This is a genomic window from Paenibacillus gyeongsangnamensis, assembly GCF_027533625.1.
In the GTDB taxonomy this organism is placed as follows: Bacteria; Bacillota; Bacilli; order Paenibacillales; family NBRC-103111; genus Paenibacillus_G; species Paenibacillus_G gyeongsangnamensis.
In genome coordinates, this window is sequence record NZ_JAQAGZ010000024.1 from 1 (window position 1) to 24,643 (window position 24,643).

At 52.3% G+C, this 24,643-nt stretch carries 27 protein-coding genes; 8 read left to right on the forward strand and 19 right to left on the reverse strand.

What is annotated here, in order from left to right; translation table 11 throughout:
- Positions 1 to 235 precede the first annotated feature (235 nt).
- Together O9H85_RS29475 and O9H85_RS29480 are read right to left on the reverse strand one after the other, a co-directional pair.
- Complete coding sequence (locus O9H85_RS29475) at positions 236 to 1,867, reverse strand: DHA2 family efflux MFS transporter permease subunit (protein ID WP_269884980.1); 1,632 nt, start codon at positions 1,865 to 1,867, stop codon at positions 236 to 238.
- Positions 1,868 to 1,903: 36 nt separating this feature from the next.
- On the reverse strand, positions 1,904 to 2,539 hold the full coding sequence (locus O9H85_RS29480) for an HlyD family secretion protein (RefSeq protein ID WP_269884981.1): 636 nt from the start codon (positions 2,537 to 2,539) through the stop codon (positions 1,904 to 1,906).
- Positions 2,540 to 2,706: 167 nt separating this feature from the next.
- Between O9H85_RS29480 and O9H85_RS29485 the strand changes: the two genes are divergently transcribed.
- Positions 2,707 to 3,180, forward strand: a complete 474-nt coding sequence (locus O9H85_RS29485) for a MarR family winged helix-turn-helix transcriptional regulator (protein ID WP_269884982.1) — start codon at positions 2,707 to 2,709, stop codon at positions 3,178 to 3,180.
- Between the two features lie 178 nt (positions 3,181 to 3,358).
- Here the strand turns inward: O9H85_RS29485 and O9H85_RS29490 are convergent, their stop codons facing one another.
- From O9H85_RS29490 to O9H85_RS29505, 4 genes are all read right to left on the reverse strand, one after another.
- The gene (locus O9H85_RS29490) at positions 3,359 to 3,991 is read right to left on the reverse strand and encodes a DUF975 family protein (RefSeq protein ID WP_269884983.1); all 633 of its coding nucleotides are present in this window, start codon (positions 3,989 to 3,991) and stop codon (positions 3,359 to 3,361) included.
- 561 nt (positions 3,992 to 4,552) lie between these two features.
- Positions 4,553 to 5,011 carry a divergent PAP2 family protein gene (locus tag O9H85_RS29495; protein ID WP_269884984.1) on the reverse strand — a complete coding sequence of 153 codons (459 nt, stop codon included), beginning with the start codon at positions 5,009 to 5,011 and terminating at the stop codon, positions 4,553 to 4,555.
- Positions 5,012 to 5,147: 136 nt separating this feature from the next.
- The gene (locus O9H85_RS29500; protein WP_269884985.1) at positions 5,148 to 5,984 is read right to left on the reverse strand and encodes a carbohydrate ABC transporter permease; all 837 of its coding nucleotides are present in this window, start codon (positions 5,982 to 5,984) and stop codon (positions 5,148 to 5,150) included.
- Positions 5,984 to 6,865 (reverse strand): carbohydrate ABC transporter permease, encoded by an 882-nt coding sequence (locus tag O9H85_RS29505; RefSeq protein WP_269884986.1) that lies wholly within the window; start codon positions 6,863 to 6,865, stop codon positions 5,984 to 5,986. The genes O9H85_RS29500 and O9H85_RS29505 overlap by 1 nt, the downstream gene beginning before the upstream one ends.
- Before the next feature lie 178 nt (positions 6,866 to 7,043).
- Here O9H85_RS29505 and O9H85_RS29510 point away from each other — a divergent pair, with 178 nt between their 5' ends.
- Genes O9H85_RS29510 through O9H85_RS29525 form a run of 4 tightly spaced genes read left to right on the forward strand, consistent with a single transcriptional unit; the run spans position 7,044 to position 11,693 of the window.
- Positions 7,044 to 8,861 carry a cache domain-containing sensor histidine kinase gene (locus O9H85_RS29510; protein ID WP_269884987.1) on the forward strand — a complete coding sequence of 606 codons (1,818 nt, stop codon included), beginning with the start codon at positions 7,044 to 7,046 and terminating at the stop codon, positions 8,859 to 8,861.
- Positions 8,842 to 10,161 carry a response regulator transcription factor gene (locus tag O9H85_RS29515; RefSeq protein WP_269884988.1) on the forward strand — a complete coding sequence of 440 codons (1,320 nt, stop codon included), beginning with the start codon at positions 8,842 to 8,844 and terminating at the stop codon, positions 10,159 to 10,161. Before O9H85_RS29510 ends, O9H85_RS29515 begins: the two co-directional genes overlap by 20 nt.
- The gene (locus O9H85_RS29520; RefSeq protein ID WP_269884989.1) at positions 10,158 to 10,598 is read left to right on the forward strand and encodes a hypothetical protein; all 441 of its coding nucleotides are present in this window, start codon (positions 10,158 to 10,160) and stop codon (positions 10,596 to 10,598) included. The genes O9H85_RS29515 and O9H85_RS29520 overlap by 4 nt, the downstream gene beginning before the upstream one ends.
- An 18-nt stretch (positions 10,599 to 10,616) precedes the next feature.
- On the forward strand, positions 10,617 to 11,693 hold the full coding sequence (locus O9H85_RS29525) for a phosphodiester glycosidase family protein (protein WP_269884990.1): 1,077 nt from the start codon (positions 10,617 to 10,619) through the stop codon (positions 11,691 to 11,693).
- Positions 11,694 to 12,006: 313 nt separating this feature from the next.
- Here O9H85_RS29525 and O9H85_RS29530 read toward each other — a convergent pair whose 3' ends face one another.
- Positions 12,007 to 12,261, reverse strand: coding sequence for an AbrB/MazE/SpoVT family DNA-binding domain-containing protein (locus tag O9H85_RS29530; RefSeq protein ID WP_269884991.1), 255 nt, complete (start codon positions 12,259 to 12,261; stop codon positions 12,007 to 12,009).
- A gap of 199 nt (positions 12,262 to 12,460) precedes the next feature.
- Positions 12,461 to 12,925 carry a tRNA (uridine(34)/cytosine(34)/5-carboxymethylaminomethyluridine(34)-2'-O)-methyltransferase TrmL gene (gene trmL / locus O9H85_RS29535; protein WP_269884992.1) on the reverse strand — a complete coding sequence of 155 codons (465 nt, stop codon included), beginning with the start codon at positions 12,923 to 12,925 and terminating at the stop codon, positions 12,461 to 12,463.
- A 118-nt stretch (positions 12,926 to 13,043) separates the two neighbouring features.
- Here trmL and O9H85_RS29540 point away from each other — a divergent pair, with 118 nt between their 5' ends.
- Positions 13,044 to 13,760: a response regulator transcription factor gene (locus O9H85_RS29540; protein ID WP_269884993.1), complete on the forward strand. Its 717-nt coding sequence runs from the start codon at positions 13,044 to 13,046 to the stop codon at positions 13,758 to 13,760.
- A 152-nt stretch (positions 13,761 to 13,912) separates the two neighbouring features.
- On the opposite strand, the gene serC is transcribed toward O9H85_RS29540, so the two are convergent.
- Positions 13,913 to 15,001: a 3-phosphoserine/phosphohydroxythreonine transaminase gene (gene serC, locus O9H85_RS29545; protein ID WP_269884994.1), complete on the reverse strand. Its 1,089-nt coding sequence runs from the start codon at positions 14,999 to 15,001 to the stop codon at positions 13,913 to 13,915.
- Between the two features lie 78 nt (positions 15,002 to 15,079).
- Between serC and thpR the strand changes: the two genes are divergently transcribed.
- Positions 15,080 to 15,718, forward strand: coding sequence for an RNA 2',3'-cyclic phosphodiesterase (gene thpR / locus O9H85_RS29550; protein ID WP_269884995.1), 639 nt, complete (start codon positions 15,080 to 15,082; stop codon positions 15,716 to 15,718).
- Here thpR and O9H85_RS29555 read toward each other — a convergent pair.
- Both O9H85_RS29555 and O9H85_RS29560 read right to left on the reverse strand, forming a co-directional pair.
- Positions 15,715 to 15,915, reverse strand: a complete 201-nt coding sequence (locus tag O9H85_RS29555; RefSeq protein ID WP_269884996.1) for a hypothetical protein — start codon at positions 15,913 to 15,915, stop codon at positions 15,715 to 15,717. The genes thpR and O9H85_RS29555 overlap by 4 nt on opposite strands.
- Before the next feature lie 154 nt (positions 15,916 to 16,069).
- Complete coding sequence (locus O9H85_RS29560) at positions 16,070 to 16,417, reverse strand: helix-turn-helix domain-containing protein (RefSeq protein ID WP_269884997.1); 348 nt, start codon at positions 16,415 to 16,417, stop codon at positions 16,070 to 16,072.
- A gap of 610 nt (positions 16,418 to 17,027) precedes the next feature.
- On the opposite strand from O9H85_RS29560, the gene O9H85_RS29565 reads away from it, so the two are divergent.
- Positions 17,028 to 17,408 (forward strand): helix-turn-helix domain-containing protein, encoded by a 381-nt coding sequence (locus O9H85_RS29565; protein ID WP_269884998.1) that lies wholly within the window; start codon positions 17,028 to 17,030, stop codon positions 17,406 to 17,408.
- Between the two features lie 39 nt (positions 17,409 to 17,447).
- Here the strand turns inward: O9H85_RS29565 and O9H85_RS29570 are convergent, their stop codons facing one another.
- The 8 genes from O9H85_RS29570 to O9H85_RS29605 all read right to left on the reverse strand — a co-directional run bounded on the left by O9H85_RS29570 (position 17,448) and on the right by O9H85_RS29605 (position 24,640).
- Entirely contained in the window at positions 17,448 to 17,624 is a 177-nt protein-coding gene (locus O9H85_RS29570; RefSeq protein WP_269884999.1) for a hypothetical protein, read from the reverse strand.
- A 52-nt stretch (positions 17,625 to 17,676) separates the two neighbouring features.
- On the reverse strand, positions 17,677 to 18,204 hold the full coding sequence (locus tag O9H85_RS29575; RefSeq protein ID WP_269885000.1) for a VanZ family protein: 528 nt from the start codon (positions 18,202 to 18,204) through the stop codon (positions 17,677 to 17,679).
- A 64-nt stretch (positions 18,205 to 18,268) separates the two neighbouring features.
- Positions 18,269 to 18,544: a hypothetical protein gene (locus tag O9H85_RS29580; RefSeq protein WP_269885001.1), complete on the reverse strand. Its 276-nt coding sequence runs from the start codon at positions 18,542 to 18,544 to the stop codon at positions 18,269 to 18,271.
- Positions 18,545 to 18,550: 6 nt separating this feature from the next.
- Positions 18,551 to 19,930, reverse strand: coding sequence for a sugar phosphate nucleotidyltransferase (locus O9H85_RS29585; RefSeq protein ID WP_269885002.1), 1,380 nt, complete (start codon positions 19,928 to 19,930; stop codon positions 18,551 to 18,553).
- Between the two features lie 16 nt (positions 19,931 to 19,946).
- Complete coding sequence (locus O9H85_RS29590) at positions 19,947 to 21,089, reverse strand: glycosyltransferase (RefSeq protein WP_269885003.1); 1,143 nt, start codon at positions 21,087 to 21,089, stop codon at positions 19,947 to 19,949.
- Positions 21,086 to 22,291 carry a glycosyltransferase family 4 protein gene (locus O9H85_RS29595; protein ID WP_269885004.1) on the reverse strand — a complete coding sequence of 402 codons (1,206 nt, stop codon included), beginning with the start codon at positions 22,289 to 22,291 and terminating at the stop codon, positions 21,086 to 21,088. Before O9H85_RS29595 ends, O9H85_RS29590 begins: the two co-directional genes overlap by 4 nt.
- Positions 22,288 to 23,472 carry a glycosyltransferase family 4 protein gene (locus O9H85_RS29600; RefSeq protein ID WP_269885005.1) on the reverse strand — a complete coding sequence of 395 codons (1,185 nt, stop codon included), beginning with the start codon at positions 23,470 to 23,472 and terminating at the stop codon, positions 22,288 to 22,290. Before O9H85_RS29600 ends, O9H85_RS29595 begins: the two co-directional genes overlap by 4 nt.
- Positions 23,438 to 24,640: an acyltransferase family protein gene (locus O9H85_RS29605; RefSeq protein ID WP_269885006.1), complete on the reverse strand. Its 1,203-nt coding sequence runs from the start codon at positions 24,638 to 24,640 to the stop codon at positions 23,438 to 23,440. The genes O9H85_RS29600 and O9H85_RS29605 overlap by 35 nt, the downstream gene beginning before the upstream one ends.
- Positions 24,641 to 24,643: the final 3 nt, after the last annotated feature.

A 24,643-nucleotide genomic window follows, 5' to 3' on the forward strand; every position in this document is an offset into this window, starting at 1 on the left:
GACTCTACGAACCCCAGGAGGTGATCCGACAAAAAGCTTGACATAACACATCCAACACATCCACCTATTTTCTTGCTTATTAGGAAATATCTGAAAACGGCAAGATAGGGTGGGTCTAGTTCGATGCGGACTTTTTTAGGGACACCTCCCAAAAAAGTTACGGTACTTCAAGATTTTTTCCAATTAAGGTCTTGACATCGTACCGCTGCTCTTTTCTTGCCTGCATTAGGCTGTCTTACATTCCCCGTGTAGAGCCCGGAGCCGGAAGCATGATCACTTCCGGTTCGACCGGAACCGGAGCTTCTCCGGCCCGGTTCTTATCCTTGCGCACATCCCGAAGGAAGACGCTCAGCACCAAGCCGAAGACGGAGATGATCGTCGTCCAGAAAAAAGCGTCGTTGATGCCCATCACCGTCGACTGCAGCTTCGCTTGGCCGGCCAGAGCGGACACCGCTTGGGACTGAGCCTGCGCGAGCGGCAGCTGGGCCGAATCCATGATCCGGTGAACGAGAGCGTTAAAGGAATCCATAAATGTCGGATCCGTCGTGTCCATCTTGTCCGTGAAACCGGCGAAATGCACCGTCGAACGGTTGGTAAAGATGGTTGTGATCAGACTCGTGCCGATGGAGCCGCTGATTTGCCGCAGCGCATTGGACATTGCCGTGCCATGCTTGCTCAGGTGCGGCGGCAGCTGGTTCATCCCCGCCGTCATGATCGGCATCATCAGCAAGGACATCCCGAAGAAACGAATCATATACAGGATGAGGATGAAGCCGTAGGAGCTGTCGAGCGTCAGTCTCGTAAACTCAAACGTCGTCACCACCGTAATGATCATCCCGATTACGGCAAGCGGCCTCGGACCGACCCGGTCGAACAGAATGCCGGATACCGGCGACATAATCATCATGACGATCGCCCCGGGCAGCATAAGCAGCCCGGAATCGAGCGGCGTAAAGCCGCGTAAATTTTGCAAATAAATCGGCAGCAGAATCATTCCGGCGAACATGCTGGCCGTGACGAATACGTTAATGACCGTGGACAGCGAGAAGACGTTGTATTTAAATACGCGCATATCCAGCATCGGGCTGCTGGAACGCAGCTGCTGCAGCACGAATACGATCAGCAGAATCAGACCGGAGACACTGCAGGCCAGTACGACCGGATCCGTCCAGCCGTTCGAGCCGGCTTCACTCAGCCCGTAGAGCAGGAGTCCGGTGCCGGCCAGCGAAGTGACCGTTCCGAAATAATCGAGCTTGATATTCCGCGGCTCTTCGATGTTCTTGAGCTTGAAGGCCGCAATGATCAGCACGATGACGCCGAGAGGAATCATGCCCGAGAAGAGAAGATGCCAATCGTAATTTTGCACGACCCAACCGGACAAGGTCGGTCCGACGGCCGGCGCGAACATCATCGCCAGTCCGAACAGCCCCATCCCTTTGCCCCGCATTTCCGGAGGGAAAATATACAGAATCACGCTCATGACGAGCGGAGACAGCACCCCGCCCCCGACCGCTTGAATGAGACGGCCAGTGAGCATAACCGGAAAGGTCGAGGCAAGACTGCAAATCAGCGCCCCTCCGGTGAAACAAAGCATCGCGATCAGGAAAAGCTTGCGCACGCCGAACCTTTCGATAAGAAAGGCGGAGAGCGGAATCAGCACGCCGTTGACCAACATGTACCCGGTCAGCAGCCACTGAATCGTTGTCGTTGCTACGCCGAACTCGGCGGTCATATGCGGAAGAGCGACGTTCAGCAGCGTCTGGTTCAGAATAGCCAGGAACAGCCCCAGCATCAGAACGATCAGCAGCGGGATATGCCCCGACACCCCGCCGCCGCTGCCCGTCGCCGCCTTAGTGGATAAAGCCATAAGAGCAGCGCCCCTTTCTATGCCTGGTGTTCCGGCTTATTTCTTCGTAATTTTCACTTCAGCGTTCATCCCCGGCAATACCGTGTCGGAATAGTTGCCGATCGAGATTTTCACTTGAACCTTTTGCGTGACTTTGGTGAAGTTGCTGCTGGTGTTGCTCGAAGGCATGAGCGAGAAGACCGAGTTGGTCACATGACCGAATTCTTCAACCTTCCCTTTCAGCGTATTGGACGGATCTCCGTCAACCGTTACGTCGACAGCCGAGCCTACTTGAATATCGCGGAGCTGATCCTCGTCGATATTGGCCACAACATAGAGCTTGCGCATATCGACCATCTGTGCGAGGGATTGTCCCGGCTGTACGGCTTGCCCTTCCTTAGCTTGGTTTTTCACAATCGTTCCGTCCAACGGGGCTGCGACGTTCACGGATTTCGTACCGTCCGATACTTGTCCGACGGCGCTCGTTTTGGCGATTACGGACCCTTCTTTGGCCGTCCAGGAGTTCAGCGTCCCCGCGGCCGGAGCCGATACGCTCATGATATCGCCTGCAACGCGCGCATCATCCGTTTTAATATATTGAGACGTTTGGACATAGTAGTAAAAACCGCCCATCACCAATGCGACAATAACAATAACGCCAATAATATTGGCTGCAAATAAACGACCTTTCATACCTCAATATCCCTCCGGTTATTGTTAAAATTTTTAACTACTTTGTTATAAAGTAATTATATGATAAAGTTACTTTAACACATAAAAAAACAGAATACAAATACCAATGAAATCCTGTATACTGTTTTCATAACCAGTTATCATGACATTGAATAAGGAGCAGGAAGATGGACTACTCTAATGAGGAGATTGCCGACCAAGTCGAAGCCATGGACCGGCTGACGGAAACGTTTCTTCGCTATAAGCAGAAGCTGTTAGAGAATATGGACAAGGCTTACGATTTCCGGTTGAACCCAACGAAATATCATATCCTTAAGACGATTTATAAAAAGCAATCCTGCATGGTTATCGACATTGCACGGGAGCTTCAGCTGTCCTCCGGAGCCACGACGATTTCCCTGAATCAGCTGGAAGAAGACCGCCTGATCGTCCGGCTGCGCAGCAAAGAAGACCGGCGGACGGTGAAAACGACGCTGACGGACAAAGGCCGTCAAGTCATCGAGGAGACCATGGCCGCCCGTCAGCGGCTTTTTGCCGATCTGCTGGAGCCGTTGACCGGCGGGGAGCGGGAGCAATTCTTCGAGTTAATTCATAAGATGTCGGAGCAGCTGGCCCGCAAGATCGATTCCGATTCCATTTAACGTAGAAAAGGCTGCGACAACGGAGGTTCCGTCGTCCAGCCTTTTTTAGTTGATAAGACTTTATAAGTTTTTCGCGGGCTTATAGCTTCGCATCAACCTTGATAAACGCGCTGGTCCTTGTAAGACAAGGACGGCGTAGCCGTTTATCCTGGCGTATTCGTTGGCCTGTACCTGATTATCAAGACTGCTTCTTCTTCAGATCGCGATAGAAGTGGACGAGACTGAAATGCATATACGGGATTAACCAGAAGAGTCCGATTCCGAGTGTAAGGACGGATAACAGCAGCCAGCCCAGAAAAGTGAGATAAAGGCAGAACAGCTTCCATTTGTAACCGTCCATCATCCGGCGGCTCTTGGTTATCACCTCGTTCGCCGTAAGCTCCGGCTCGTCGACTCGAATGAATGGCGCCATGGCGTAAGAAAACCCTTTAATGATACCCGGAATAACGAGCAGCAGGCTCCATAAAAACAGGTAGATCCCCATCAGAACATAAAATAGGATGGCCTTGGCATATCCCCCGTTCGAGAAGTAAGCGAATATCGTTCCAAGAGACCCCTCTTCCCCCCGGCTCACCTTCAAATATAATGCATTGACTCCGAGCTGTATGGCATTCACCACGAGCAAGCTGTAGAGTATGGAAAGGATGGTCCCTATACCGAACGTATCCTTGGGATCGATCTTCTCAAGCATATTCGGAATCGCGGCCGTGAGAAGAAGAATAACAAAGGTATATCCGGCAAACGACAGCCATCTTCCCTGCAAGGTCTTGCGCGCCCCGGCGCGTAATTCGGTCAGGCTCAATTCCGCCACCCGCTTTCCATCAAATTGTTGATAAACGAAAACGCGCCTTCGGCCGGATTCGGCTCCGAAAGCGCCGCGATCCGCAATTAAGCCTTGTTATTTCGACCGGGTTGAAGTATGGTATACAAAGATCGTCTCTATTTACAATATTTTAATATTTGGAGTGAATGGTTTTGAAGCTTCTTAAACATGTGGTTCTGGTAGTGCTCAGCTGTCTGTTAAGCTACTGGCTCGTCGGTGGTGCCCTCCTCGATCTTCTCGGCATCTAGACGCAGCAGGTCGGCGATGATCGCTCCGGCCTTCCCCGGGTCCCCTTCAGAGCATCCTAAGGTCATTCCGGCACAGGCCTCATTGTATGATCTCCTTTCATCCCGATTTTTCTGAGTTAAACCCAACTATTAATGAATACACATCCTTCCCGGCCGATAAACCGTACGCCGCAAAAATAAGCCCCGTTCTTCTCGAACGGGGCTTCCTCATACACTTCTCCCCGTTCGCTTAAGCATATGCAAGCAAACCGTTTATCTTCACTCTTACGCAGTGCAGATCCCTGCTTTCTTGCCCGCCTCTCTATAACGAGTGCAGCAGCAAAGCCGCGGCGATCCCTGTGATCGCTCCCCAAATCACTTCCTTCGGCTCATGGCCGAGCATTTCTTTCAGCTGCTGCTTGATCACATTTTTGTGCTGCAGCCCTTTGACCGGATCGATGATCTTCTCGCTGAGCAGCTTATTGAGCGTGACCGCTTGCCGGCCGGCATGCCTCCGGATGCCCATGGCATCATACATCACGATCAGCGAGAAGACGGCGGACATCGCAAACAGATCGCTGGCAAAGCCGTTTCGCATCCCGACGGAAACGGCCAGCGCCGTGACCATGGCCGAGTGGGAGCTGGGCATCCCGCCCGTCGAGAACATCAGCGTGGGCTGGAAGCTGCCGTCCTTGAACAAGCGCAGCGGCACCTTCACGAACTGCGCGAACAGCATGGAAAGCAGCGCAGTGACAAGCGGAGCTTGAAACCAGCCGAGCATACGGCATCCCTCCTTCTCTCCACCTATTACCCTCTTTAGTAATCTATATCATATACTGCCCCAAAAGTATTCCGCCTGCCTAAGAGAGACAAAAAAAGCCGGCTCCTCGTATAGGAGCCGGCTGCTCACGGGTATATCAGCCCTTAACGGACCCTGCCGTAATACCCTCGATAATATGGCGCTGCATGGCCAGGAAGAAAATGATGATCGGCGTCACGCCCAGCACCAACGCGGCCAAGGCCAAATCCCACTGCTTCGTATACTGCCCGAAGAAGGAATTCGTTGCGAGCGGAATCGTCTTCAGCCCGGGACTCTGCAGAATAAGGAACGGCAGCAGGAAGTCGTTCCAGATCCACAGACTGTTCAGCAATATGACCGTTACCGCTATCGGTTTAAGCAGCGGAAGCACGATGCGGAAGAACGTGCCGTAATTGCTCGTTCCGTCCACGACGGCCGACTCCTCGATCTCCTGCGGGATCGACTTGATGAACCCGTGGAACAGGAAGATCGACATTGGGGCGCCGAACCCGAGGTAACAGACGATCAGTCCGAGCCGGCTGTCGAACAAGCCGAACGTCTTGGCTACTTTCACGAGCGGAATCATGATGGATTGGAACGGAATGACCATTGCCGCAACGAACAGCGCGAAGAGCAGGTTGTTCAGCTTGGACGGATGCCGCACCAAACGGTAGGCCGCCATCGCGCTGATCAGGGCGATCCCCAGATTCGCGAATACGGTAATGATCAAGGAGTTGGTCAGTACGGTCGGAAACTTGATAATCGTCCACGCCCGGCTGAAGTTGTTCCACTGAAGCGTTGTCGGCAGACTCGTCGGATCGATCAGCAGCTCGGCGAACGTCTTCAGCGAGTTGACGATGACGAAATAAAAGGGAACGAGGAACAGAAGGCCGATGATGACCGCGATAGCCTCCATACCGAAGACGCGTCCGGTGTAGCGCGGTTTGGATTCCATTACACCTCAACCTCCTTGCTCTTCGTAATGCGCACTTGAATGCTCGTAATGACCGCCACGACGATGAAGAAAATAAACGCTTTGGCGGTGCCGAGCCCGAACCGGTTGTTTTGGAACGCCTCCGTATAAATGTTCAGCGCCACGGACTCGGTCGATTTGAACGGACCGCCCTTCGTCAGCGCCAGGTTCAGGTCGAACATCTTGAACGAGTTCGAGATGGCGAGGAACAAGCAAACCGTAACCGCAGGCATGATCAACGGAACGATGATGCGGGTCAGCAGCTGCCAAGGCTTGGCTCCGTCGATTTGCGCCGCTTCCATCACGTCCTTCGGCAAATTCATCAGGGCCGCGATATAGATCACCATGAAATAACCGGCGGTCTGCCAAGCGAAGACGATGACAATTCCCCAGAAGGCGGTATTCTCGTCGCCGAGCCACGGCAGATTGAAAAACGGGATATGCGTAGCCTGGCCGATGGCGGCGAAGCCTTTGACAAAGATAAACTGCCAGATAAATCCAAGGAGCAGACCGCCGATGACGTTCGGCAGGAAAAAGACCGTCCGCAGCGCATTTCGCAGCTTCAGCGGCTGGGTCAGCAGCATGGCGATGAGGAACGCGAGCAGGTTCGTAATGATGACCGCTACGACAGAGAAGCGGATCGTGAACCAGAAGGCCTTCAAAAAGTCCGGATCGTGAAACAAAATTTGCTTAAAATTGGAGAGGCCGTTGAAGGTGACGGTACCGGATACCCCGTTCCAATCGGTAAACGAATAGTACATGCCTAGAAAGAAAGGCACGATCATAATCAATGCAAAGCAAATGAACGCCGGTCCGACAAACACGAGCTGTTCCAGCCAGCTTGCCGATTTTCGTCGATTCATCGCAATCCCCTCCTTAATTCGAGCTTTTTTTTCGCTGAGAATTTGTCTATAGTACAGAGTGTAATTAAAAATCTCAGCGGAGGACACCGAAGATCATGAACCGTTAGGTGTAAAATATTGACCTTTCCGTCGTTAATGCGCCGTCAAGAGAGGAGGAGCAGACCTGGGACGCAACAGCTTGCGCCTGAAACTGATTCTACTGCTGCTCATTGCAACTATCGCCCCGATCGTTACGTCCATGATTGTGACGAATATGTATACGAAGCAATCCGTGAAGCAGAAAGCGATTGTCGAAAGCACCAATTTGCTGAACCAAGGGAAGCTGAACCTGATCAACTACATGAACCAGCTGAATGAGCTCACCTTTTCCGTTTACCGGAATCAATCGTTCAGCCGCCTGATCGACCTCGGATTTACGGGGTATGAAAGCGAAGCGGAAATTTACAATTTAATGCAAACGATCTCGCTTAACCAGGACGTGTACCAGGTCTATTTGAATATTTTTGAACGGGGCCCGGGAGAGCCGCGGTCGTTCCTTCTGCTCAATTCAAGAAAATATCCCAGTCTGAGCCCGGAAATCACCGTCCCGACGGATCAATGGAGCCGCAAGGATTCGTACGAGTCCGTGGTGGAAACGACGCACCTGAGCCATAATTACAATCTGGGGCCTTCCTTTTATTTTCCTCCCCGGTACGTTTTGACTATTCACAGGCAAATTTATCGGATCCCGTCGAAGGCGCTCATCGGTTCGCTCTCGGTGGATATGAAGACGGAAACGTTGAACGGGCTTCTGGGCCAGCTGCAAAATGAGCAGGAAAACATCTATTTGCTGGATGAGCAAGGGAAGCTCGTCTACTCCAGCAGCCTGGCGGATTCGCTTGGAGTGAAGCCCCGGGACGTATGGGTCGATGAGATTCTTGCACGGCCGGAGAACGACGGGACCCTCGAGACGAAGGACAGCATCCGTATATTCGAGCGCGTGGAAACGCCGTTCATGAAGTGGACGCTCGTGAAGCAAATTCCTTATGAACAGCTGTATCGCGGTGCCCGGGAGCTCACGCAAATTCAATCCGTCATTCTGGGCGCGCTGCTGTTCGTCGTCGTCGCTTTAACGCTCTGGATCTCTCTGCGCTTCACGCGGCCGATCAAGCGTCTGATCGGATACATCAACCAAATTCAGAGCGGGCAGCTGGAAGTGGATATCCAGGTGAACTCGAAGGACGAGATCGGCATTCTCGCCCGGCGCTTCCGCCATATGATGGAGACGATCAACCAGCTGATCAAGCAGGAGTATATGCTGAATCTCGCCAACAAGACGAATCAGCTTAAAGCGCTGCAGGCGCAGATCAATCCTCATTTTCTATACAACTCCCTGCAGTCGATCGGCACGCTCGCGCTGCAGCACGATGCGCCGAACATTTATAAGCTGCTCTCATCCCTGGCCAAGATGATGCGCTACAGCATGAATACGGACGAATCGATCGTCCCGCTCCGCAAGGAGCTGGAGCATATCAAAGCGTATCTGCAGCTTCAGACGCAGCGCTTTGAAGATGATCTCTCGGTGAGGTATCATATAGATGAAGAAACGCTCGACATGCTTTTACCGAAAATGACATTGCAGCCCATCGTCGAAAATTACTTCAAATACGGGTTCGATCCCCGCTCCAAGCCGGACGAACTGGTGATAGCAAGCCGCCTGCTTCCGCAGGACCGCATGGAAATTATCGTTTCCGATAACGGAAGAAGCTTGTCCGAGGAGGAGCTTGCCGAATTGAACCGCAAGCTGTCGGAAGGCGTGCGGCCTGCCGGGGACGAAGGCGAAGAAGAAGGCGGAAGCATCGGACTCTTGAACGTAAGGATGAGGCTATGGCTGTATTTTAACGAAATGGCGGACTTGACCGTGCAAAATAACGAGCCTACCGGCTTTCGGGTCACGCTGCATATGCCCTTCGAACAACGGGCAGGAGGTAACTCAATTGAAAGCGATCATCGTTGATGACGAAAAACATGTCCGGGAAGCGATCAAGCTGCTGGTCTCGTGGGACGAGCATGGGATTGACGAGGTATTGGAGGCTCAGGACGGCCTGGATGCGATCCGGCTGATCGAGGAGAAGAAACCGGAGATCGTCTTCACCGACATGATGATGCCGCTGAAAAACGGAATGGAGCTGCTGATGTGGCTTCAGCAGCATGCTGCCCGCGCCAAAACGATTGTTATTAGCGGGCACGACGATTTCGAGCTCGTCCGGCATACGATGCAGCACGGCGGGCTGGATTATATCCTGAAGCCCATCGATGCGGATCAGCTGGAGGCCGCCGTGAAGAAGGCCGTCTCCTGCTGGAAGAAGGAAGAGGCGGAGCGGAAACGGCAGCAGGAGCAGAATATGGAGCGCAATCAATACAAGCCGGTCTACTGGGAGAAAATATGGTCCGATTCCCTTACGGAGCCTTCCGGCCAATCCGCGCTGCGCAGCAGCCTGGATATCGGAGTCAGTCTGACGCAGCCGTTCCCCGGGGGACTGGCCGCAGCCTACGGCGAAGCGAAGACCGCGCTGCGGCGGCGCAATCTGCTCTCGAAGACCAAGGAAGTGCATGAATATACAGCGGAGCCCCCTCCGGCCAAGCTGCTGTCCTTCAGCGAATTTGCCGAAGGCATCCGTCTCGCCATCCGCAGCGGGAGCGAAGAGCAAATCCGCAAGCAGCTGGACGAATGGATCGCCTCCGTCCGCCGCCTCGACCGAATCAGCATCGAGCAGCTTGAGATGTGGTGGTATGAATATAACGCCTTCCGCAGCCGCTGGCTTGCCGAGCTGCCGGGCGAGCAGCCTTCGCCCGCCGCTGCCAAGGAAGGTCTCACCCCCTTCTCGGTGCCGCTGGACGAGCAAGGAACGCTGTCCATCGAATTATGGCGGGAGCAGCAGCTCCGGAGCCTGACCGAGTTGTCGCGGCAGTTTCTCAGAAGGCAGCATCAAGACAGCAATGTTATCTATGAAATCGCGAAGCATATTCAGAATCATTATCATCAAGATATCACTTTACAAGAGATCGCCAGCCATTTTTACTTGAGCCGTGAATATATTTCCCGCAAATTCAAACAGGAATTCGAAGTCAATTTATCCGATTATATCAGCGGTATCCGCATGGATAAAGCCAAGATGCTGCTTCTGAACCCCCACCTCCGGATCTCCCAGGTGGCCCAAATGGTAGGATACGAAGACGAGAAATATTTCAGCAAAGTGTTCAAGAAAATGGTCGGCCAATCTCCGAACGAATACCGGAAGGAGAACCAGCCATGAATCAATTACCTATCGAGCCGGCCGCGGAACAGCCCTTCACGCGAACCGGCAAAGTCAAGAAAGAACAAGAGCATCCAAGAACCTATCTTTATCTGTTCCTCGCCTGGGCTCTCTTGATCGGTCTCGGCGTCTGGGGAGCGAAGGCCTATACGGACCATCTGCGGCACCAGATCGCCAGCGAGATTGCGAAGCAAACCGAAGATCAGCTGGCTGCCGTGCAGGAGGATTACAAGAAGCAGGTGACCCAGCTGAAAGACAGCGTCACCGCCGATATGTCGAAGATGCAGGCCAAGATCGATTCGGTGAACGAGCTTCTCGCTTTCACGAAGGATAGCGCCAACAGCAAGACCGACAACAGCAATCAGCTGTATACGCAGCTGGCCGACGTCAAGAAGAAGCTGGACGATCTGAAGAAAAATCTGGATGCACTGCAATAAGGCGGGTGAATCAACGAAATGAATGCGATACAAGGCATTAACCGGACCATGCTGCTGGCCATGGCCCCTTTCCTCGGACTTATGCTGTTTCTGTTCTTCTCGCAATTATCCGTGCCTCTGCCCCAGCCGCAGCCTAAGTCCTCTTCCACATCGGGCTTCGCGATCGATTTGCAGTCGGTACTGACGAAGCTCGACCGGATGAACACAGACGCCGTACAGACACGCAGCACAATCGAGAAATATTACGAGCTGTACGCGAAGAGCTCGGCCGATTCGGCGGTTATGGTGCAAACGGCTGACGCCGCATCGAAGCGGCCGGCCGCCGTGTTCGACTCCCGCATTAGCGCCAAGCTCGGCGGCAAGCCCTCCCGCAGCTCCAATTCTTCCAATGTCGATCTGAAGCTGTTCACCTTTAACGAAACCAATTATCAGGGCTATGCGCTGAAGGTGGACCTGCGTACGGAGAAGGGCATGGCGATGGTGCTCGGGAACGACAAAGTCGGCGGCAGCGAGACGACGCTAAGCGCGGCCCGCCGCTACGGCGCGATAGCCGGAGTGAACGCGGGCGGCTTCGCCGACGACAGCAAGACGGGCAAACGGTTCCCGCTCAGCACGACGGTCATGAACGGGAAGTATGTCTACGGCTTCGAGCCGACCTTCGAGGACTTGACGTTCATCGGCATGAGCACGGACCGCAAGCTGATCGGCGGCAAGTTTTCCCGCCAGGAGGATCTCGACAAGCTGAAGCCGGCTTACGGCGCCACCTTCGTCCCGGTTCTGCTGCAGAACGGCAAGAAGCAGCCGATTCCGCCCCAGTGGCTGAATTCGCCGGCCCGCGCCCCAAGGACGGTGGTCGGTAATTTCAAGAACGACCAGCTGCTGTTTATGGTAACGGACGGATTCGATGAACGCGGCAATTCGGGTGCCACGCTCTCCGAACTGCAGGATAAGCTGCTGGCGCTGGGCGTCAAGGACGCCTACAATCTGGATGGAGGCGGCTCCTCGACGCTGATCTTCGACGGGCAGGTCATCAACCGTCCGTCCGATAACGGCCGCCTGCGTCCGCTCGCTACGCATTTCTTGTTTTTCAAGTAAAAAGTTCACATATTTATAAGTTTTCAAATGTTTTCCCGTTGGTTATAATAAGGGGCAGGAGGTGCAGCCGATGTCAGCCACTTTTTGGATCACAATTGTCGTTTTCCTTATGTTCATCACAGCGATGCTTACCGCTGCTTACAACGAAGACCAGACCAAGGGTCTGTAATAGGCTACTCCTTATAAGGATCGGTTTGCCCCAGGCGAACCGGTCCTTATTGTGTTTGACTCCGCCGAGCAACAAAGAGGGAGATGAAAAAAACATCACGGCAGCTTTCCTAAGCTGCATTCGTGATGTTTATTTTTTCCGGGGCTATTTGGTTTCTTTCAGGACGTTCATCTCAGTAAGGCATTCGGCGCAAATATGCCGCTCCTTAAATTCGCTGACCTGCTCCATTGAACTGCAGAAGACGCAGCGCGGGCGGTATCTTTCCAAAATAATGTGATCGCCGCTCACCAAGATCTCGACAGGATCGCCCTCATTCATTTGATATCGTTTACGAAGCGATTTCGGAAGAACAATTCTTCCGAGCTGGTCCACTTTTCTGACAACTCCCGCCGGCTTCATTATCAATTCACCTCACCTTTCACATACGTTCCCTATGTTTCAATATAGAGTTCGACGCAGATGTGAAAAATCCTTCCTTATTCCGTTAGTTTTTCTCTGCAATTTCATGAGAGAACCGGCTCCCGATCCGGCGGATTTCGGAGGATATGAGGATTAATACCCTGATTCGGTTACACTGAAACCTTACCGGAGCATTTTATTATGAGAGTCCGCGAAAGCCTGTCTGTCTTAGTCCTTCGTATAAGATGATCGCCGCGCTGTTGGACAGATTGAGCGAGCGTACGGCATCGGTCATCGGCATTTTCATAAGCTGTCCCGGATGCGCTTCTAATATGTCCGAAGGCAGCCCTTTCGTTTCTTTCCCGAATACCAGGAAATTGCCATCTTGAAATGTAAATTCTGTGTAAAGCTTATCCGCCTTCGTTGTCGCAAAAAAGAAGCGGCCATCCGGATACCGGTCCTTCACTTCCTGGAACGAATCGTGATATTCGAGTTTGACCGAATGCCAGTAATCAAGCCCGGCCCGCTTCAGCGTACGGTCGTCCGTATCGAAGCCAAGCGGCCTTACCAGGTGCAGCCACGTTCCCGTCGCGGCGCACGTCCGCGAAATGTTGCCGGTATTCGCCGGAATCTCCGGCTCCACAAGTACAATGTGAAATGCCAATGTCCCTCATCCTTATATACAAATTTAACACTCGGTTTACCTTTCATTAATATCCGGTTGATAGTCGTCTGAGATAATAGAATCATTACAGCGCTTACTCAAAAGGAGATTCCCCGACATGATGAAGAAGAAAATTCTTGTCGTTGATGACGAACCTTCCATTTCCATGCTCATAGAATTTAACCTAAAGCTAGTCGGTTTTGAAGTGCAATGCGTGTATGACGGCGAGGCCGTATTCCAGTCGATTCAGCATTTCCGTCCCGACCTGATCGTTCTCGACCTGATGCTGCCGAAGATGGACGGCATCCAGGTGTGCCGCAAGCTCCGCTCGCAGAATAATCTGGTGCCGATCATTATGCTGACTGCGATGCAAGATTTGACCGACAAGATCGCAGGACTGGATAACGGTGCGGACGATTACATGACGAAGCCGTTCAGCCCGCAGGAGCTCATCTCCCGCATCCAAGCGATTCTGCGCCGCATTCAGACGCTGCCGTCCACGGCGGAGCAATCGCCGATTCAGATCGGCCAAATCGCCATACAACCGGATCAGCGGGAAGTAGCCGTTAAAGGGCAGCCGATTGAGCTGACGCCGAAAGAATTCGATCTGCTGCTGTTCCTTTGCAAGCACCGCGGCAAAGTGCTGAGCCGCCAGCAGCTGCTGCACGGCGTATGGGACTATCACTTCCTCGGCGATACACGGATCGTTGACGTGCATATCAGCCACCTGCGCGATAAGATCGAAGTCAACGCGCGCAATCCTGAATATATTGTAACCATCCGCAACGTCGGCTACAAGCTGACCGAGCCGGCTATCAAAGAATCGCTTGCCTAAGCTGCGTTCGTTTTTCCCGCCTTACCCGATAGAAGAGGAGTGCTGCTGCCTTGCGCCGGTGCTCCTCTTTTTGGCGCCGGTATCGGTTTGGAATTGAAAAGAGCCCCCGCAGCGGAAATCCGCCGCAGGAGCCGTCCATTCAGGGCAAATCGTTAGCTATTGCGCTTCTGGAAATCCGCCATGAATTCCGCCAGCGCCTTGCACGCTTCATAGGGCACGGCGTTGTAAGTCGAAGCGCGCAGACCGCCTACGCTGCGGTGTCCCTTCAGGCCTACGAAGCCGTTCGCTTCGGATTCCTTCACGAATTTCTTCTCGAGCTCCTCGTCCTTCATGCGGAACGTGATGTTCATAATGGAGCGGTAAGCTGGATCGACTACGCCGGAGTAGAAGCCGCCGCTGCCGTCGATCGCTTGATAGATCAGGTCCGCTTTCTCGCGGTTCCGTCGCTCCATGGCCTCCAGTCCCCCGTTTTCCTTAATCCACTTCAGCACCAGGTTAACCATGTAAACCGAATATACCGGAGGTGTGTTATATAGCGAATTGTTCTTGGCGTGAATCTCGTACTTCAGCATGGTCGGAATGTTCTTGGGAAGGTCTTCGAGCATATCCTCCCGCAGAATGACGACCGTTACGCCGGATGGGCCGAGGTTCTTCTGCGCGCCTGCATAGATCATCGCGAATTTGGAAATATCTACAGGACGGGACAAGATATCGCTGGACATATCGACGATGAGCGGTACGCTGCCGGTATCCGGGTATTGCTGATACTGGGAGCCTTCAATGGTTTCGTTCGAGGTAATATGAAGGTAAGCGGTGTTCTCGCCGAGTTGAAGCCCGCTCAGGTCGGGAATCTTCGTGAACTTGTCCGCCTCGGAGCTCGCCACAACCGCGGTTTCGCCGAACAGCTTCGCTTCCTTGAGCGCCTTGTCCGCCCAAGAGCCGGTATGAACGTAAGCGGCCGTCTTGCCGGCTTTCAGGAAGTTCATTGGAATCATTGCGAATTGCGTGCTTCCGCCGCCCTGCAGGAACAGCACCTTGTAGCCGTCAGGGATGCCGAACAATTCCTTCATCAAGCTCTGCGTTTCTTCGTTCAACTGCTCGTACTGGGAGCTGCGGTGGGAAATTTCCATGATGGACATGCCGATTCCCTGATACTCAACCAATTGCTCCTGTGCTTTCTGAAGCACTTCCAAAGGAAGCGCAGCCGGTCCCGCGTTAAAATTGTAAGCGCGCTTAGCCACTGATCTCACACCTTCGCTTTTTCATTAGGATATGGTTATGATAGCAAAGTTGGACACGCTTCATCAAGTGTACGTTTCATGACAATCGAGGGAGGTATGGACCGCTTGGAGCCGAAGCAGCGGCTGTTTGTTGCGGTGTCTTTGCCGCAGGAGATCAAGACGTTCGTAAACGAATGGATGGAGGAGCTGAAGACGGAGCTCCCTTTTCAAAAATGGATGCATCCGGAGGATTTGCATGTGACCGTGAAATTTCTCGGGGAAACGGAAACGGAGAATTTGGCCCTCATTCGCCAGGCGCTCCTGCCAGCGGCTGCAGCTGCGCCAGCTCTGAGACTAAAGCTGACGTCGCTCGGGATCTTCGGGAAACCGGCGCTTCCAAGCTTGCTATGGGCCGGAATTGCCGGAGATACCGAGGAATTGACCACACTTCAAAGCCGGGTCGAGGACGCGATGGAGCCGCTCGGCTTCGCCAAGGAGGATCGGGCTTACAAGCCGCACCTGACGCTTGCCCGAAGAGGCTGCGGCTCTTCGGGCCGGCAGTACGGTGAGCTGAATCGGCTTAAGCCCCATGACGGCTTCCAGCCGGAATGGGCCGCGAACGCTTTGACCGTGTATCGGAGCCGCTTAAACCACAGGCCCATGTACGATCTGCTCATGACGATTCCGTTCCATGAATTGAAGAATGCAACTGCCCGGGAGTTGGAAGAACTGAATTAAACTTTGGAGGATTGCGGGGAGGCGGGTAGAGGCATCCCGTTACTCCAGTTTTCCGATGATGGGGTCCCGCTCTGAATATCGAGCTCCGGCTGGGGCCCTTTTTCCGCTTCAAGCGACATGAAAGCCAAAGCCTTGTCCGGATTGATCCCTAACTGACGGAGCGCATGCACAACATCTAAAGGTATGGTTTTCTCCATGGCTACCTCTCTCTCGTCTCTTTTTCCGTGACCTGCTAATTCTTTTATCGGAAAATATGCAGCTTATAATAGTCATTAAACGGCATTTGTTGAGACTATAAAGATTTTTTTAGACGGGCCGCTGTATACCCGTTCGAAGGAGAGGATTTCCTATTTAACGAACGGCCGTGTGATCAAATGCGATAGCCTCGGTTGTCTTAAGCTGGGTGAGCATGCTTCGAAGCGAGTCTTTATTAATTCCGAGCGCGCTCAGCTCTTGAATAATTTGTACCCATTCCGTATCGAGAGGATCCGGCTTATCCGTTTGCTCCTGAAGGATGAGCGATTGTACGTTGACCCCCAGAACCGGAGCCAGCTTGCGAAGAAATTGGATCGAGGGGTTGGACTGCAAATCTCTTTCAATGGAGCTGAGATACGACTTGGCTACCCCTGCCCTGGCGGCAAGCTCCGTTAAAGACATCCGTTTTTGCTGGCGAAGCCTTTGGATTTGTGATCCGATCATGTGCATTTCCTCCTTATTTGTCAATGGGTTGAAAAATGTTAGCCGATTAGCCCCATATGTGCTGAAACTAACTTCACAAACAACGATACATAATGTATAATCTAGTAGAATAAATTACATTTTTCGACAGAATCTCAATCCGCGGCTTTTTACCTAGCGGACGGATAATCCAAGCCGCATGGACTGCAGCTGGAAGTAGTTCTGTGAATTAGACGATGCTTTCATTCAGACGAATGATTAGAGTGGTGATTCGAAACCAAGACGAGACAGCAGTGCAGCGCGAAATTAGTGGAGAACTGTTCATTCATGTCGGGGCTTGTATACTAATTGTAGCATGGATTAGATACAAAACGTATCCCTAATTTTATAAATTTTTCTTTAGAGTAAGAAGCTGTTGATGTCCTGTCCGAACGCTGCCGCTGACGAACTGTCCTTCACAAATACCGATACATATTGTATAATTTCCATAAATAACCTGGACTACAGCAGGATCAAGGGCAAACGGAAGAGCCGCTTTACGTGAATACTTACGATCCCTTTTATAGTCATATAGAATTACCGCTATGAGAATTTAGAACCAATTAAAGGATAATGGATTGGAGGAACCCCAGTGGGCCAGATTGGTAATCGCATCGCCTACCTCAGGGAAAAGCATTCGTTAACCCAAGAAGAGCTTTCCCACAAGCTAGACATATCCCGCGCTTCGCTGTCGCACTACGAGAAGAACCGCCGAGAGCCCGATTATGAGACGCTAGGCAAGATTGCGAGCTATTTCGGCGTATCTATCGACTATTTGCTCTCGCGTACCGACGACCCGGAAGTGACGTTGGATCAAGAGGTGGGCGTATTCGTGGACAGCCTGGAGCTGTCCAATGAGGAAATACTGGATAAATTTACCTTGACAATCGACGGAACCAAGCTGTCGGAGGAAGAAGCCAAACGCTTCATCGCTTTTATTCGGGCCGAACGCTCTATGCGAACCGCGCTTTAATCCGGAAGGCAGCCGTACCTGTTCCTTCCCATGCCTTGCTTATTCCAGATGGCCGTTCACCCAGGAGCATAGCCAACGCTTTTCCTGCTCCGGAATTTCAATGCAAGGAATAACTTCAATCGCCGCCTTCAATTGCGCTACGTTCTGTTCTGAGATGTCTTTATGAATGCTTTCTTTAATGATCGTTCCGACGTAGCTCATCACCATAGCTTCCATATCTTAATTCCTCCATTCGATGTTCAACTACCGGGGGGATGACCCTAGGTTGTCACCCCATCCGTTTTTTACCCAAATTGCGTCCTCTCTTACCGCGTCTATCTTTCATTGCGAACCCAATCGAACAAACCGTGATCCCGATCATGCCTCCCGCGGCATCCAGAATAACGTCCTGGTACATTCCGGTCCGGTAAGCCCGAAAGGTTTGATTCCATTCATCAACCGCAGCTACCGTCAGCACGGAAGCCATTACGATCAGCAATACGGAACCCGCGGACAGACGGTACGGTCTTAACGCGAGATGGCCGCATGCGGCAAGCATCGCATAGATCGTAAGGTGCGCGCCCTTGCGGATCACAAACTCAACAAAAGCGAACGGCGATTGCTTCGCACGGATATGCTTTTCACCGTAATCAATAGTCACGTCCGGGAGAAGGCGGCTAAGCTCCGTCTTGTTTACGTGCTGCGTTAAGAAGGGCGTGAGCGATTGCTTGTCGTAGGACTGTGAGGAGAAAAAAAATACCAACGCTGCGCAGATCAGCAAGGGAAGAGCCATTAACAGCGGTTTGACTTTGTCCACCCGGGCTCCATCCTTTCCGCGGCCGGAACGGGCAGCTTCCTCCCGTGCGGGGAAACAAGCATCGTCAGGATTTGTTTCTTTGCTTGGAGCGGTATTCCCTCTGATAAGCTCTGATTTTCTCCTTGTTCTTGGCTCGCCACTTTTTGTAATATTCCCCGCTCTTGCTCAGTTCTGCCTGAACCTTCTTCAGCTTTGGAGCGACCGGCATGACGTACAGGCCGTTCACGCAGGAGCTTAAGCTGTACAGCAGCTCGTAAGCCCTCTTCTTTCCATAAACCTGGTTGTACATTTTGTCGTGGAGCATAATCCCCCACTTCATCGGGTACCCTTTTGCTGCCAACGACGCTCATCCCCTATGGACCGCACAATAATCTATAATTTCATCCCAAGTCATGCACAAACGGATAATATCCTCTTCGACCAGCTCGGAGCCCGTTTGGACTTCAATGATTTCCAAATCCCGGATCGCCCGCAGGCTGTGCCGGGATTCCTTCGGAATTTTGAGGACGTCGCCCGCTCGGATGAGTTGAATCTGCTCGTTCAAGATGAATTCCCCTTCGCCTGCGATGACCGTCCAGACTTCATCCCGTTTAAAATGCATCTGGTAGCTCAAATTTTTACCGGCCATGATGCAGATCCGTTTGGTAAGCACCTCGCCGGTGTCCGGAAACTTCTTATAATCGAGCACGCGGTACGTCCCCCAGCGACGTTCCTCGAACATGGGCCGCTGCTCCAGCGGCTTGATCAGATCCTTGACCCGGGGACTGGCGCTCTTATCCGCCACAAGAATGCCGTCGGGGCTCGTGGAAACAATCACGTTCGAGAGGCCCAGTACGGCAACGGGGATATCCAGTTCATTAATCAGATGCGTATTGACCGAATCGTGGCTGACGGTGCCGTGGCCGATAATCGTGCTCTCCACTTCCTCGGTGAGCGTATTCCAGGTACCCAGATCTTTCCAGTACCCGTCATAAGGGATGACGGCGATGCGGTTTGCCTTCTCGACCACTTCATAATCGAAGCTGATGGAGGGAAGCTTGCCATACTGCTTCAGCATCTCATCGTATTGGATGGGAAGACCTTTGTCCGCAAGAAGGTTGATCATATAGTCCAGCTTAAAAGCAAAAACCCCGCAGTTCCAAAGCGCGCTTTGCTCGATCAGGGCTGCCGCTTTATCCTCCCGGGGCTTCTCGATGAAATGGCTTACCGTTAAATAATTCGACGTTTCCTTCGCCGTTTCCGTCGGTACGATGTATCCGTATTTCTCGGAGGGGTACGTCGGCTTAACCCCCATCAGCGCCAGATCCGCGCAAGACTGCCCGATGACGGCTTCCAACCGGCGGATCCGCTCGAAAAAGTGGTCTTCCACATAAGGATCGACCGGCAGCACCGCGACCGTCTCGTTTACGCTGACGCCTTCAATCGAATACAAGTACGCTGCGGCCAGCGCAATCGCCGGGAACGTATCGCGCCGTTCCGGCTCGACAATGATAGGGGCCTCCATCCCGACCTGGCTGTGGATCATGTCCACCTGCGCCTTCCCCGTCGCAATATAGGCATCGTTCCGGAAACCGGCTTTGCGAAGCTGTCCCCACACTCGCTGAACCATGGACTCCATCGTTCCCTCTTCGCTCTTCAGCACCTTTAGAAATTGCTTGGAGCGGGAATCGTTCGACAACGGCCACAGCCTCTTGCCGGAACCTCCGGACAGCAGTACAAGTTTCATTGATATCCACCCCTTATTATTGGTCCGCAACTGCGGCTAACGATTGTTTTAAGGCAGGATGCTGCTGCGTTGCGTTTTGTATAAAGCTTAACAATTCATGACGGAACCGCTTCTCATCGAATTGCTCCGCATGCCGGCGGATCCGTTGCGAATCCCAAGCATGCTTCTCCACCCGCTCCAGAGCGGCCGCCAAGGATTCCACCGTATGTTCTTCAAAATGAAACCCGTTCAAGCCGGGAACGATCGTATCCAAAGCGCCTCCTCCGTGAAAAGCGACTACCGGTCTGCCGCAAGCGTTGACTTCAAGCGGAGTGATCCCGAAATCCTCCAGTCCGGGAAACAGGAAGGCGCGGCATTGCTTCATATAGCGCACAACCTCTTCATCGTGCAGCCGCCCCTTGAATTCCACCGATGGGCCTGACATCGATTGCAGCCGTTCACGGTCAGGACCGTCTCCGATGACGATCAATTTCTTGCCGAGCCTTGAACAGGCTTGTACCGCTAAATCCAGCTTTTTGTAAGAAACCAATCGGGAGACGACCAAGTAATAATCCTGAACCTCCGAGACGTCCGCCAAGGAAAACCGGGAGATGTTAACCGGAGGGTAAATGACGGATGAGGGCCGGCTGTAAAAATCCTTGATTCTTGATTGAACGACACTGGAAATCGCCACAAAATGATGAACGCCCCGCGCCGTCGCCACATCCCAGCTGCGCAGGGGAGCGACCATGGCTTTGGCCACTTTTTTCACCGTGCCGGGAACTTGAATTCCCTCCATATAGGTGTTGAAATCCCATGCAAACCGCATCGGAGTATAGCAGTAGCAGACATGCGTCGCCTCTTTGCCGGTCTTAACGCCTTTGGCATACGCGCTGCTGGAGCTGATAACCAGGTCATAACCGCTTAAATCCATGGACCTTACGGCAAATGGATACAACCAGAAGAACTGCTTGAACCGTTTGAAGATGCCCGGAATATGCTGCATCCAAGTGGTTCGGATATCGGCATCCTTCAGCTCGGGAAACAGCTTTTCCCTATCTACAATGGTCGTATAGATCGGAGCCTCCGGAAACAGCTCATGGAGGACGGCAACAACCCTTTCGGCTCCGCCCATTTGGTTCAAATAATCATGAACAATCGCCACTCGCATGGTTTTCATCGAGAAAGCTCCTTCCTGGCGCTGTTTTCGATAGAAACTCGGGCATTCGGTTGAACTGAAACGATTTCCTGATAGATCGCTTCGATCTTTTCCACGGTTTTCTCTATCGTGAAATGCTCTCTTACCCGTTTGAGCGCCAAGCGTCCCATATCGTGTCTTAGATTAGGGTACCTCAGCAAATAGGAAGCATGGTCAACCAGCTGATCCACCTGGGCCACTTCATACAGAAAGCCGGAATAATCGTCCTCGATAATCTCGGGAACGCCGCCGGATCTTGTGGCAACGACCGGGATCGATTGCGACATCGCCTCGATCAGAACGCGTCCGAAGGGCTCGCTATCCGAGCATAATAAAAGAAGATCCGCCGCTGAGCAGATCTCCAGCACATCCTTCCTAAAGCCTGTGAACCGGACCCGGTCTTCTATCTGTAATTCGGCTGAAAGCCGATGAAGGTCGTTCCAATAGACTTCATTCTCTTGTCTAAACTTAGGTTCTCCAACTACCCACAGGTATACTTGATGACCGTTCTCTATCAAACGATGAACGCCTCGAATGGCGTCTTCTTGCCGTTTCCATGGAGCAATTTGTCCGATAATGGTTAACACCAAACTGTCCGCAGGCGTTTCCAGCTCTTCTCTTATCTTATGCCGCAGATCGGCTTTTTCTGAGTCAGGTATCTCTCTTAAAGGTATCCCGTTATGTACCAAACGGAGTTTATCCGAAAGCTTCGGTTCATGAAACCCGTCAATGACCGATTGGGAGATTCCGATAATATTTCTAACCGAAGACGAGGCTAACCATTCAATGGCTTTACCGATCATCCCTTCCGGCGGATTATCGCGCACATGCCAAACAACCGGACAGCGGTGAATCCAGCCGAACAGCGCAGCCATAATACCGGCACGAAGCGAATTGGCATGAACGATATCCATCCGATGCTTCCGGATCCGGATGGCGAACAGATAGCCGGCCCACAGCATGCCTATAAGATGAATGAGCAGCAGCAGCGGGTTTTTAGTGAGCCTCGCCCGGTAGCTCGGAAGACTTACCGTCTCCAGACCGCTTTCCCGCGCTCTGCGGAGCAGTTCCCCCTCGGGAGCAAAAAGCACGGGCACCGCTTTCGTCAGGTGCTTCGTGGTTAATAATAGACTGATCTCCGCTCCGCTGACATCGCTGGTATGGTTATAAAAAGCTATCCTCATCGGTATACAAGCTCCTTCCGCTCCTCCATCGCTTGCTCAAACACATCTGTGATTTCCTTCGCGGCACGCTCCCATGTAAAATGCTTCAATACGTATTTTTGACAAGCTTGGCGGGATGGTATTTCCGTCCTGCCTAGAAGGATGGAGTTGATCCGCTCCGCCATCGCTTCCGGCGAGTGGTCTTTAAATAAAAGATTCCCCGAAAGACATTCCAATATTTCCCTAGTCCCGCCATAGGGGGTTCCGATAACCGGCGTCCCGCAAGCAAGCGCTTCTACCGTGACGAGACCGAAGCCTTCCAACGTCAAGGTCGGCACGATACTTAGATCGGCGGCTTGATACCATCTAACCAAATCCTCGTTGGTTACGCGTCCCAAGAAACGCACTTTTGCACCCAGACCCAACTGAGTGGCCAACTGTTCCAATGCTTCCCGCAGCGTGCCTCCACCGGCAATATAGAGCACGGCCTCGGGAACTTGAGCGGACACCCGCTGCATGGCCTGAATCAAGTGATCGATTCCCATGCGATGGACTAATCTTCTTGCACAAAACATGACTTTCTCGTCCTCTTGGATCCCCAGTTCCAGACGGAGCTTCTTGCGGTCCGGGGAAGGCACGAACCGATGCAGATCAGGTGCCGCCGGAATACGGTGAATGCGTTCTGCGGCAATGCCATAATCATTGGCAAGCAGATTCTTGAAATAATCGCTTAGTACGATAAAATGATCCGAGCGCCGGTAAGCCATCAGCTCGACCCGTTTCTTCATCTCGTAGCGCAGCGCTTGCCCCCATTTATTGCCCCGATCCTCCACTTGTGATTCTTGAGCCCAGGGGCCTTGAAAATGAGTGACGATAGGCAGCGAAGAGGGAAGCTCATTGCGCGAAATCAGTGAAGCATACAACGCAAAATGCGGATTAAAGATATCAGGCCGCAGTTGTTGCACGGCACAGCCTATCGCTTGTTTAAAAGCCTTCATTCGTGCCCAGGTTCCGAGCTTTATCGGCTGCTTGACCACGTCCTCTATGTAATCCGGGGCTGTTGTCCGCTCTCCGAAAGCCGTCATATAACCTCGGACTTCATGCCCGTGCCGTCTCATCGCCTCAAGATAATCGGCAAAATACCGGTTTAACCCGCCTGGCGTATGTTCAATCCAACCCATACCGGCTGCGAGAATTTTCATGGCTGTTCCTCCTTTTAAATCGAAGCATGTTTAGCTGACGTGTCAGCCATGCTCTTACTTCTGAGGTGTGGGCTTCCGTACATCTCGAAATGATCCAAGCATAAACCAGGATGAAGAGCGCTATCATCAAACCTAGCACAATATGGAGAAGATCGGGAGGCCAAGTTCCCCAGTGCCCGTCCCCAAGCCAAACCCGTAATAAATTGATGATAGGGTAATGCGTTAAATATAAGGTATAAGAAAACCCGGCCAGAAACACATGGATGTTAAAGCTTGATGCATTGCCGGCGGCAGGGTAATTATAAGCGTGCAAGAGGATGTAGATTAATCCGGCAAAACAAACGGACACGGCTAACTGAGGGAGAAATCCCTTCATTAAATCCGCATCGCTTCGGTGGATCAGCAGCTTGTCTGCGAGCATCACCAATACCGCCATACCGGCGGTCAAAGGAATGCCTGCTCCCGCAAGCCGTTTCTCCGATACCCTAGGCGCCGGCAGAATCACCAACAGCGCCCCTAAAAGCCAAATCAGGAAATACAGCATGATGGCTTTACCGAGCATTACGGATAAACCGGCGACTGCAATTCCATATACCGTTTTTGAGAGCCACGAACGAGAAGCGACCATTAGGACCAGACAAGGAAACAAAATATAATACCAAAACTCGTAGCTTAAGCTCCACAGCGGCAAATTCCCCCCATAGTTAGGGAAAAAGACGCCCTGAAGAAAAAATAAATTTCCCAGGAAATCGGACCATTTTAAGTTATTAATAAAAAAATCGGAATCGGGAAAAAGGTTTAATTGCAGCTGCGCCAGCAGGGAGGTCAAGATTAAGGCTGAAATCAGAACCACCCATAATCGGGTGAAACGGTTGATCAAATAGGTTTTCCAAGAAAATGTCCCGTTCTTCACCGATTTAAGAACGCTGGCGGAAATTAAAAAGCCGCTTAGCACGAAAAACAGCATCACGAATTCATATCCCATGCTGGTCAGCAGATAGGCAGCCTTCACCAGCGCGTTCTTGTTCTCCACCTGATTAAAGCCTTGAAACAACACGGGACGCAGATGGTAAATCATGACGTAGACTGCGGCAATCCAGCGCAGAGCATCCAAATAATGCGATGCTTTACTGTTGACCTTTAAGGCGGTGAAATTCCATCCGGCCATGGT